We start from the raw sequence: 8,382 nt of genomic DNA on the forward strand, positions 1-8,382 counted from the left end.
CGACCTGCTCGACCACCGATAGCTTAAAAGCCAGGCTGTAGTCCCGCTGCGTCCGCTTGATCTCTTGCTCCACTTGGCACCTCTTCGTTTCAGCGAAAAAGTGTCAACCTATTTCAGGACGGGTCAGCGCCAAAGCAAAAAGCGCCGATCGTCGATCGGCGCTTTTTTCATGGACGGCCAGTTGCCGGCGCGTCAGTGCTTGAGGCGGCCAAGCAGCAGGAACTCCATCAGCGCCTTCTGCACGTGCAGGCGGTTTTCCGCTTCATCCCACACGACGCTCTGCGGGCCGTCGATCACGCCGGCCGTCACTTCCTCGCCGCGGTGCGCGGGCAGGCAGTGCATGAAGAGGGCGTCCGGGTTCGCGTGCCCCATCATTTCCTCGTCGACGCACCAGTCGGCGAACGCCTGCTTGCGGGCCTCGTTCTCGGCCTCGAAGCCCATGCTCGTCCACACGTCGGTGGTAACGAGATCGGCGCCCTTGCATGCTTCGTTCGGATCGTCGAACACCTCGTAGAACGGCGCGCTGTCGGGCGACACGAGCTTCATGTCGAGCGCGTAGCCGGGCGGCGTGGACAGGCGCAGCTTGAAGCCGAGGATCTGCGCGGCTTCGATCCACGTGTAGAGCATGTTGTTCGCATCGCCGACCCAGGCAACGGTCTTGCCGGCGATCGGGCCGCGGTGCTCGTAGTACGTGAAGATATCGGCGAGCACCTGGCACGGGTGGTACTCGTTCGTCAGGCCGTTGATCACCGGCACGCGGGAATTGTCCGCGAAGCGCTTGATGACCTCCTGCTCGAACGTGCGGATCATGATGATGTCGACCATTCGCGAGATGACCTGCGCGGAATCCTCGACGGGTTCGCCGCGGCCGAGCTGCGTGTCGCGCGTGCTCATGAAGACGGCGTGGCCGCCGAGCTGGAAGATCCCGGCCTCGAACGACAGGCGCGTGCGCGTCGAGCTCTTCTCGAAGATCATCGCGAGCGTGCGGTCGTGCAGCGGGTGATAGGTCTCGTAGTTCTTGAACTTGCGCTTCAGGATACCCGTGCGTTCGAGCACGTACTCGTAGTCTTCCAGCGAGAAATCCTTGAACTGCAGGTAGTGACGAATGGTTTTGGCGGTCATGAAGCGAAATACGGCGGGTTGCACCCGGCAGCAAGGCCGGACGGCGCCGCCGTCGGGTGTGGATAACTCAAAGCAGCATAAAGGATTTTCTGTGCTTTGACGAGCCGCCGAGAGAAGCGGGGCACGATCGCCGCGCGCGTCAAGCGACGCAGGAGGAAGGGGGCGGGACGGCGCGCGATGGCGCGCTGCGGTATAATTCAAAAGTTTTCTCCAGCCCGGCAGGCAAGCCTCCTCTCGCTCTGCCGGACACAAGCCGTGCGCTGCACAAATCCGGTGCAGTCCGCCGGTGGCGCGCGCCGACGTCCTGTTTTCGGGATATCGGAATGCTTGTGCCGCCGTCCGTTTCAGCTTTGTGTTCGCGTATCCAGGCGCCGTTGCCTGGGCATCGCCGGGCCGTCACTTGGGTAACCACATGGCTGAAACCCCTCCGACCGAATTCTTCATCCAGGGCATCACGAAAGACGGGAAAAAGTTTCGCCCGAGCGACTGGTCGGAACGTCTGGCCGGTGTGATGGCCTGTTTCGGGCCGGGGGCGAGCGGACCGAACGCGCGCCTCAAGTATTCGCTCTACGTGCGTCCGACGATGCTCGGCGACCTGAAATGCGTGATCCTCGATTCCCGGCTGCGCGACGTCGAGCCGATGGCATTCGATTTCGTGCTGAATTTCGCGAAGGACAACAACCTCGTCGTGACCGAGGCGTGCGAACTGCCGGACTACGACGCGAAGAAGTGATGCCGGCGCGGGCGAGGGCGCTTGCCGCGCCCGCCCTCGCGGCAGCTGTCACCGGCCCCGCAGGATGCGCCGGCGACAGGCGACAAAAAAGCCCGCCTAGGCGGGCTTTTTTGCGATCGCAGGAAACAGGAACGCCCGCGTGAGCGGGCGCACCGGATTTACGCTGCTGCCTGCAGACCCTTGACGGCTGCGGCCAGGCGGCTCTTGCTGCGAGCGGCCTTGTTCTTGTGAACGATCTTCTTGTCGGCGATCGTGTCGATCGTCTTGACGGCAGACTTGAACAGCTCTGCAGCCTTTGCTTGATCGCCGGCGTCGACAGCCTTGCGAACAGCCTTGATCGCGGTACGGAATTTCGAGCGCAGCGCCGAGTTGTGCGAATTTGCCTTCGCGGCCTGGCGGGCGCGCTTGCGTGCTTGTGCGGAGTTAGCCATGACGGTTCCTTATCCTGTCCTGTTTCCAGAGCTTGGAGCCTAGACGGCCAAGCGCTGCTTTTCGATCCGTCCCCTGAGAGCGATTGCCCAGGGGCGCATAAAAAACGGTGATTTTAACCGAGGCAGGGACATGAAAACGGCAGTTGCCGTGCATGTACGAGCCTAGAAACCGGCGATTATAGCAACGAAATCAAGCGCGTGGCAAGTTCAACGTGACACCCGCCAAGGACGGCGCCGAACGCGTGCGCGCTTTTCGGCATCGGCCGCTGGCCGGGCCACGCAACGTCCGTATAATAAGCGCCCCATGAATCTATTCCGAGCCCTGCTGACGGTCAGCGGCTTCACGCTGCTGTCGCGCGTGACCGGACTGGCCCGCGAGACACTGATCGCCCGTGCGTTCGGTGCCAGTCAATACACCGACGCGTTCTACGTCGCCTTCCGTATCCCGAACCTGCTGCGCCGCCTGTCCGCCGAAGGCGCGTTCTCGCAGGCGTTCGTGCCGATCCTCGCCGAGTTCAAGAACCAGCAGGGGCACGATGCAACGAAAGCGCTCGTCGACGCGATGTCGACCGTGCTCGCGTGGGCGCTTGCCGTGCTGTCGGTGGTCGGGATCGCCGGCGCATCGTGGGTCGTGTTCGCCGTCGCGTCCGGCCTGCACACCGACGGGCAGGCGTTCCCGCTCGCGGTCACGATGACGCAGATCATGTTCCCGTACATCGTGTTCATCTCGCTGACGACGCTCGCTTCCGGCGTGCTGAACACGTACAAGAGCTTCTCGCTGCCCGCGTTCGCACCGGTGCTGCTCAACGTCGCGTTCATCGCCGCGGCCGTGTTCGTCGCGCCGCACCTGAAGGTGCCGGTGTTCGCGCTCGCGTGGGCCGTCATCGTCGGCGGGGTGCTGCAGTTCCTCGTGCAGCTGCCGGGCCTGAAGAAGATCGACATGGTGCCGCTGATCGGTCTCAATCCGCTGCGCGCGCTGCGCCACCCGGGCGTGAAGCGCGTGCTCGCGAAGATGGTGCCCGCGACGTTCGCGGTGTCGGTCGCGCAACTGTCGCTGATCATCAACACCAACATCGCGTCGCGGCTCGGGCAGGGCGCCGTGTCGTGGATCAACTACGCCGACCGCCTGATGGAATTCCCGACGGCGCTGCTCGGCGTCGCGCTCGGCACGATCCTGCTGCCGAGCCTGTCGAAGGCGCACGTCGATGCCGATTCGCACGAGTATTCGGCGCTGCTCGACTGGGGCCTGCGCGTCACGTTCCTGCTCGCGGCACCGAGCGCACTCGCGCTGTTCTTCTTCGCGACGCCGCTCACCGCGACCCTGTTCAACTACGGCAAGTTCGACGCGCATACCGTCACGATGGTCGCGCGCGCGCTCGCGACCTACGGGATCGGCCTCGTCGGCATCATCCTGATCAAGATCCTCGCGCCGGGCTTCTATGCGAAGCAGGACATCAAGACGCCCGTGAAGATCGCGATCGGCGTGCTGATCGTCACGCAGATCTCGAACTACGTGTTCGTGCCGCTGATCGGCCACGCGGGCCTGACGCTGAGCATCGGCGTCGGCGCGTGCCTGAACTCGCTGCTGCTGTTCATCGGGCTGCGCAAGCGCGGCATCTACCAACCGTCGCCGGGCTGGCTGCGCTTCTTCGTGCAGTTGATCGGCGCGGCGCTCGTGCTCGCCGGCCTGATGCACTGGCTGTCGATCAGCTTCGACTGGACCGGGATGCGTACGCAGCCGCTCGATCGCATTGCGCTGATGGCCGCGTGCCTCGTGCTGTTCGCTGCACTATATTTCGGTATGTTGTGGGTGATGGGCTTCAAATACGCTTATTTCAGAAGGCGCGCCAAGTGACGACCGCAATGACCCGCGTCCTCGACTACTTCAGCACGCTCGTGGCAGACGACGACAGTCTGCCCGTCACGGAAGCGGCGCTGTCGCTGGCGCAGGACGCGTATCCCGACCTCGACCTGCAGGGCACGCTGGCCGAACTCGACATGCTGGCGGCGCGGCTGCGCCGGCGGCTCACGGACGATGCGGACCTGAAGGGCCGCGTCGCCGCGCTGAACGATTTCTTCTTCCGCGAGCTCGGCTTCGCGTGCAATCACAACGACTACTACGACCCCGATAACAGCCACCTGAACGCCGTGCTGAAGCGGCGGCGCGGGATCCCGATCTCGCTGTCGGTGCTGTACCTGGAGCTCGCCGAGCAGATCGGCGTGCCGGCGCGCGGCGTGTCGTTCCCCGGCCATTTCCTGCTGCGCGTCACGCTGCCGGACGGCGACCTGATCATCGATCCGGCCAACGGCCATTCGCTGTCCGAAGCCGAGATGGTCGAGATGCTCGAGCCGTACGTGGCGCGCGCGGCCGGCGCGGTCGACAGCGCGTTGCGCGCGCTGCTGCAGCCGGCGACCAGCCGCGAGATCATCGCGCGGATGCTGCGCAACCTGAAGACGATCTATCTTCAGACGGAACGCTGGCAGCGGCTGCTCGCGGTGCAGCAGCGGCTCGTGATCCTGTTGCCCGAGCACCTCGACGAAGTCCGCGACCGCGGTTTCGCGTATGCGCGGCTCGATTACCTGCGGCCCGCGCTCGAGGATCTCGAACTGTATCTTGGCGAGCGGCCGGACGCGGACGACGCCACCGTCGTCGAGTCGCAGGTGACCGAATTGCGGCAGCGGATGCAGCGCGACGGCGAGGACTGAGCCGCCGCCGCGCCGCCGTAACCCTGAATGAAAGGACGCCCGCATCGCGGGCGTTTTTTCGTGCCTATTTCGGCTGCATCCGGATCGCGCCGTCGAGGCGGATCACTTCGCCGTTGAGCATCGGATTCTCGACGATCTGGCGCACCAGCAGCGCGTATTCGGCCGGTTTGCCGAGCCGTGGCGGAAACGGCACCATCGCGCCGAGCGCGTCCTGCACGTCCTGCGGCATGCCGAGCAGCATCGGCGTCTCGAACAGGCCGGGCGCGATCGTCATCACACGGATGCCGCTGCGCGACAGGTCGCGCGCGATCGGCAGCGTCATGCCTGCGACGCCTGCCTTCGACGCCGCGTACGCGGCCTGGCCGATCTGCCCGTCGAACGCGGCAACCGACGCGGTGCTGACGATCACGCCGCGCTCGCCATCTGCGGTCGGCGCGGTGGCCGCCATCGCGGCGGCCGCGAGCCGGATCATGTTGAACGTGCCCACGAGGTTCACGTTGATCGTCTTCGCGAACACGTCGAGCGGATGCGCGCCGTCCTTGCCGACGGTCTTCGCGGCGGGCGCGATGCCCGCGCAGTTCACGAGACCGCGCAGCGTGCCGGCTTGCGTCGCCGCGCTGACTGCCGCGTGCGCGTCGGCTTCGCTCGACACGTCGCAGTGCACGAAGATGCCGCCCAGTTCGGTCGCGAGCGCGGTGCCCGCCGCGTCGTTCAGGTCGGCGAGCACGACCGTGCCGCCTGCCTGCGCGAGCATCCGCGCGGTGCCGGCGCCGAGGCCCGATGCACCGCCCGTGATCAGAAACACGTTGCCGCGAATTTCCATGGTTGCCTCCGTTATTGAGCGCCTCTGGCGCGACAGCGCTCAGGGCCGCCCCATGCTGGATGGTCGACCGCGGTTGGCGCTTCGGCGCGTGTTGCGTTGCCGCGCGAAGCGGTTGCCCGGTCCGATGCCGCGCGACCGGTTGAAATGATGGGCGCCGGTAGCAGGGGCCCCCGGCACCCGACCGATTGTACGGGGCACGCTCGCGCGACGGCAGAACCGGAGCGGTCGTGCCAATTCCGGCCGGGCAAAAAAAAGCCGCCCGGAAAGGGCGGCTTGCGGGTGCGCGACGCGCTGCTTACTTCAGTGCGCCAAACGCGCGCTCGCGGATTTCCTCGACGCTGCCGAGGCCCGAGATCTTGCGGTACTGCGGTGCCTTCAGGCCGTTTTCCTCGCCGCGCTGCGCCCAGTCGCCGTAGTACGTGATCAGCGGCTTGGTCTGCGCTTCGTACACTTCGAGGCGCTTCTTGACGGTTTCTTCCTTGTCGTCGTCACGCTGGATCAGCGGCTCGCCCGTCACGTCGTCATGGCCTTCGACCTTCGGCGGGTTGAACTTGACGTGGTACGTGCGGCCCGATGCCGGGTGCGTGCGGCGGCCGCTCATGCGCTCGATGATTTCCGAGAACGGCACGTCGATCTCGAGCACGTAGTCGATCGCGACGCCGGCTTCCTTCATGGCGTCAGCCTGCGCGATGGTGCGCGGGAAACCGTCGAACAGATAGCCGTTCGCGCAGTCGGATTCCTTCAGGCGCTCCTTGACGAGGCCGATGATCAGCGCGTCCGGCACGAGCTTGCCGGCGTCCATGTAGCCCTTCGCCTCGACGCCGAGCGGCGTGCCGGCCTTCACGGCCGCGCGCAGCATGTCGCCCGTCGAGATTTGCGGGATGCCGAATTTTTCCTTGATGAAGTTTGCCTGGGTGCCCTTTCCCGCGCCGGGCGCGCCCAACAGGATCAAACGCATGGTGATATCTCCAGTATGTAGATTCGTGTGGCGAGACGAAAAAAGCGCCGGCGACGATGTGCGCGGGGCTTGCCTGGCGCGTGGCGGACCGGTCTGATGCGGCGCGTCGGGTTGGGCGACGCGCGGCTGCCGGCAGGGCCGCGGGCGGGGTCAAGCGAGGACGCGCTGGTCGCGGACGGCTCGCACAATCGCCTGATTATGCCACGGGTTATTTTGATGACGGCTGAAAAAGGGCCTGCACGCGTGCGAGATCGGCCGGCGTGTCGATCCCGGCTTCCGGTGCGGACTCGGTGATCAGCACTGCGATGCGCTCGCCGTGCCAGAGCGCGCGCAGCTGTTCGAGCTGCTCGGCCTGTTCGATCGGCGCCTGTGCCAACGTCGGATAGGTGCGCAGGAAACGCGCGCGATACGCATAGAGGCCGATGTGCCGGTAGACCGGGAAGGCCGGTGCCGGCATGGCCGCGACGTCGGGCCAGTGCGGCTGGTACGCGTCCCGGCTCCATGGAATCGGCGCGCGCGAGAAGTACAGCGCGACGCTCTGCGCGTCGAGCGCGACCTTCACCACGTTCGGGTTGAACACGTCGGCCGCGTCGTGGATCGGGTGGGCGGCCGTCGCAATCGCGCAGGCCGGATGCGCGGCGAGGTGCGACGCTACGTCGCGCACGAGCACGGGGTCGATCAGCGGCTCGTCGCCCTGCACGTTGACGACGACGGTGTCGTCGCGCCACCCGAACGTCGCCGCGACTTCCGCGAGCCGGTCGGTGCCGGACGGATGGTCGGCGCGTGTCAGCACCGCTTCGAAGCCGTGATCGCGGGCTGCATCGAGCACGCTCTGCGCGTCCGACGCGACCAGCACCTGCTGCGCGCCCGCTTCGCGCGCACGTTCGGCGACGCGCACGACCATCGGCTTGCCGCCGAGATCGGCGAGCGGCTTGTTCGGGAGCCGCGTCGACGCGAGCCGGGCGGGAATGACGGCGATGAAGGGTTGAGTCATCGGGGAGGACGGTGAGGAAAGCGGAGCGGGCGGCGCGTCGGGGCGGGCCGCCCGGCGGGTCCGGCGCCCTTGCCGCGGACGTGCCGAGGCGAGGGCCGGGTCGGGCGGCTTAGCGGCCGGCCGGGTCGACCGGCGTGCCTTCGACGGTCTGGCGCGCTTCGTCGACCAGCATCACGGGGATGCCGTCGCGGATCGGGTAGGCGAGCTTGTCCGCGTTGCAGATCAGTTCCTGCGCGGCACGGTCATAGTGGAGCGGGCCTTTGCAGATAGGGCACACAAGGATTTCAAGCAGGCGAGCGTCCACGGAGTTTCTCCACAACGAGGGCAATGAGGCGAGGGTCGAGCGCGGCTTCGACGGGGACAACCCACAGTCGGGCGTCGCGCCAGGAAGCGCCCAATTTTACTGCATCCTTCTCGGTGATCAGGATCGCATCGACGGCGTCGTCGACGAACGGATTGTCGGCGAACGCGTAGTGGTCGGGCAGCGCGCGCGTCGCGGGCGCGTCGCGCTGTGTCGCGCTGCACGTGCATCACGGGCTCAGTGCGAATGCCGACGCGTGGGTGGCGCATGCCGAGACCAGCGCCGCAGGGCTCGGTGTCGCGTTCGAATCGATG

Annotated in this window: 9 protein-coding genes and 1 pseudogene; 3 read left to right on the forward strand and 7 right to left on the reverse strand. The window is 66.2% G+C overall.

The genetic code is table 11. From position 1 onward, the window contains the following. Window positions 1-192: 192 nt before the first annotated feature. On the reverse strand, window positions 193-1,122 hold the full coding sequence (argF, locus tag G3N96_RS36220; RefSeq protein WP_034190558.1) for an ornithine carbamoyltransferase: 930 nt from the start codon (window positions 1,120-1,122) through the stop codon (window positions 193-195). A 412-nt stretch (window positions 1,123-1,534) separates the two neighbouring features. Here argF and G3N96_RS36225 point away from each other — a divergent pair, with 412 nt between their 5' ends. Beyond that, window positions 1,535-1,855 (forward strand): DUF3579 domain-containing protein, encoded by a 321-nt coding sequence (locus G3N96_RS36225; protein ID WP_021162567.1) that lies wholly within the window; start codon window positions 1,535-1,537, stop codon window positions 1,853-1,855. A 158-nt stretch (window positions 1,856-2,013) separates the two neighbouring features. Here the strand turns inward: G3N96_RS36225 and rpsT are convergent, their stop codons facing one another. Next, window positions 2,014-2,286 (reverse strand): 30S ribosomal protein S20, encoded by a 273-nt coding sequence (rpsT, locus tag G3N96_RS36230; protein WP_039368270.1) that lies wholly within the window; start codon window positions 2,284-2,286, stop codon window positions 2,014-2,016. A 304-nt stretch (window positions 2,287-2,590) separates the two neighbouring features. On the opposite strand from rpsT, the gene murJ reads away from it, so the two are divergent. Continuing rightward, window positions 2,591-4,141 carry a murein biosynthesis integral membrane protein MurJ gene (murJ, locus tag G3N96_RS36235; RefSeq protein WP_046544567.1) on the forward strand — a complete coding sequence of 517 codons (1,551 nt, stop codon included), beginning with the start codon at window positions 2,591-2,593 and terminating at the stop codon, window positions 4,139-4,141. A gap of 8 nt (window positions 4,142-4,149) precedes the next feature. Continuing rightward, window positions 4,150-4,992: a SirB1 family protein gene (locus G3N96_RS36240; protein ID WP_089426643.1), complete on the forward strand. Its 843-nt coding sequence runs from the start codon at window positions 4,150-4,152 to the stop codon at window positions 4,990-4,992. Between the two features lie 64 nt (window positions 4,993-5,056). Here the strand turns inward: G3N96_RS36240 and G3N96_RS36245 are convergent, their stop codons facing one another. The 5 genes and pseudogenes from G3N96_RS36245 to G3N96_RS36265 form a co-directional block, all read right to left on the reverse strand. Beyond that, window positions 5,057-5,815: an SDR family NAD(P)-dependent oxidoreductase gene (locus G3N96_RS36245; protein ID WP_046544568.1), complete on the reverse strand. Its 759-nt coding sequence runs from the start codon at window positions 5,813-5,815 to the stop codon at window positions 5,057-5,059. A 295-nt stretch (window positions 5,816-6,110) separates the two neighbouring features. Continuing rightward, entirely contained in the window at window positions 6,111-6,773 is a 663-nt protein-coding gene (gene adk / locus G3N96_RS36250) for an adenylate kinase (protein ID WP_011352990.1), read from the reverse strand. 208 nt (window positions 6,774-6,981) lie between these two features. Continuing rightward, on the reverse strand, window positions 6,982-7,767 hold the full coding sequence (gene kdsB, locus G3N96_RS36255; protein WP_206140182.1) for a 3-deoxy-manno-octulosonate cytidylyltransferase: 786 nt from the start codon (window positions 7,765-7,767) through the stop codon (window positions 6,982-6,984). Window positions 7,768-7,876: 109 nt separating this feature from the next. Beyond that, a complete protein-coding gene (locus G3N96_RS36260; protein ID WP_010090898.1) occupies window positions 7,877-8,071 on the reverse strand; it encodes a Trm112 family protein in 195 nt (64 codons plus the stop codon). Beyond that, window positions 8,052-8,270 (reverse strand): annotated as a pseudogene (locus tag G3N96_RS36265) (tetraacyldisaccharide 4'-kinase); the annotation flags it as partial. The gene G3N96_RS36260 and the pseudogene G3N96_RS36265, both read right to left, overlap by 20 nt. Window positions 8,271-8,382: the final 112 nt, after the last annotated feature.

It is taken from the genome of Burkholderia sp. Se-20373 (assembly GCF_017104705.1).
Lineage (GTDB): Bacteria > Pseudomonadota > Gammaproteobacteria > Burkholderiales > Burkholderiaceae > Burkholderia.